Source organism: Cereibacter changlensis JA139 (genome assembly GCF_003034985.1).
GTDB lineage: Bacteria > Pseudomonadota > Alphaproteobacteria > Rhodobacterales > Rhodobacteraceae > Cereibacter > Cereibacter changlensis.
In genome coordinates, this window is record NZ_PZKG01000306.1 from 1 (window position 1) to 1,811 (window position 1,811).

Annotated in this window: 1 protein-coding gene; it reads right to left on the bottom strand. The window is 64.8% G+C overall.

What is annotated here, in order from left to right:
- A partial coding sequence (locus C5F48_RS23500) for a conjugal transfer protein TraG N-terminal domain-containing protein (RefSeq protein WP_181247768.1) occupies positions 1–1,811 on the bottom strand: 1,811 nt, incomplete at both ends.

Genomic DNA, 1,811 nt, shown 5'->3' on the forward strand with positions numbered 1-1,811 from the left:
CTCGGCCACTTCGGCGTCGGTCTTCGGGTTCATGATCCGGCTGACATCGAGCGGCGAATGACCACGCGCACCCAGCTCGCCCGCCACCATCTGGTTCAGGCCGACATCGAAGCTGCTGCCGGCGCTTTCGACATAGCTCTCAGCGCGGGAGTAGTTCTGCGCTTCCTCGAGCCGGGTGATGTAGGTCTCGGCCAGCCGCTCGCCCTCATCCAGGCTGAAGCTCTTGCCTTCGCTCGCCGTGGTCTGCGTGCCGTCATTCGTGGAAGCCGTGGCGGCTGTCCGGCTGCTGCTGATGCGCGCAACGTCGCTGGTCAGCCCGCTGGTCTCGGCGGCTTTGACCAACTCCATCCATGAGTCCTGCGAGATTCCCTTGAGCGAAGAAGAGGCGCTTGCACTTGCTCCAATAGATGCCGCACCAACATCCAGTTTTGCCCCGGCATTGCCGGCAAGACCGACGGCCATGGCGGTATCGGTGGTAATATTGTGCTGCTGTGCAAAATCCTCCACGCGCTGGTAGGACTGCGAGACGCTGTCCCGCTCAGAACTGCTCCCTTCCCAGCCATAGGACATGCTGCCCTGCCGGCCGTTGGTGACGCTTTCGCCGAAGCTGGTCAGCTGGCCCGCGCCCTGCGTGATGTAGCTCCCGAGTTCGGAGGCCGCGCTGCTCGCCGCCACCCGGGCGTTTTCCGCCCGGGTCGAGATCTCGCCGCGCACGGCCGAGCCGAGCTGCGACGAGATCCCGCCCGTCGAGACGGCCGAGCCGGGCGCATAGCCGTAGCTGCCGTCCATGTTGCGCGTGGCGATGCCGCCCGTGTCGAAGGTCATGGTCTCGCGCCCGACATCGACCACCGAAGAGAGGTTCATCTTGTTGCCGGCGTAGTTGTTCATGTTCATGTTGCCGAGGCCGATCGAGCCGGTCGCCGCCTCGCGCCCCGTCTCGATCGCGGCGCCCTGGCTCACGTTCAGCATCGAGGTCGCCATGCCGGTCATCCGCCCCGCCCCGAACATGATCGCGGTCGCGAGGAACGGCACCGACATCATCAGGAAGCCCGCCACCGTGCCCACGTCCTGCTCGACGGCCCGGATGCCGTAGTGGTTGGCCCATGACAGCACCACGTCGCTGACCGAGCCGTCCGAGGTGACCGCCCCCGCGGTGCGGTAGAACCCCGTCGACGCCTTGATGACGATGGAATGCAGGATCGCGCTCAAGGGCTCCCAGGCGGCGATCCACACGAAGCCGCCCATGTAGCCCTTGAGCACAGCCGGCGCGAGCGGCGTCATCATCATCAGGAGCGTCAGCGGGAAGGCCGCATAATAGAGGCATTCGAACACGATCTTCAGGAGCGGCACCCATTTCGCGGCGTTGGCCCCGATCGCGGCGTAGCTCGATCGGGTCTGGATGTCCGCCCGCGCCACCTGGTAGATGTCCATCGCCGCCGAGTTTCCGGAATTGGCGATGAAGCGCATCATGCCGTCATCCATCGCGTTGACATACATCGCCTGCTTGATGGTCTGGACCGCCGAGGCCGAGGACATCGCCATCATGCTCTGGAAGTCGCCAAGCGTGCCCTTCAGCCGCGCGATGTTCGCCGCGCCCCTTCCCGACAGTTCTTGATCTCCGCCTTGGAATATCCCGGCGGCCTTGCGCGCGAGGACCGCGTTCACGTCGTTGTCGATCTGTGTCTTGATGTTGTTCCAGCCGGCCGAGCAGACCTTGGTCTGGTTCTCGACCGCATCGTAATAGGCCATGGATTCCGGCATGTTCGCCGTGATGAAGCTCTCCAGCGCCCCGTCCGTCGCCACCAGTTCAA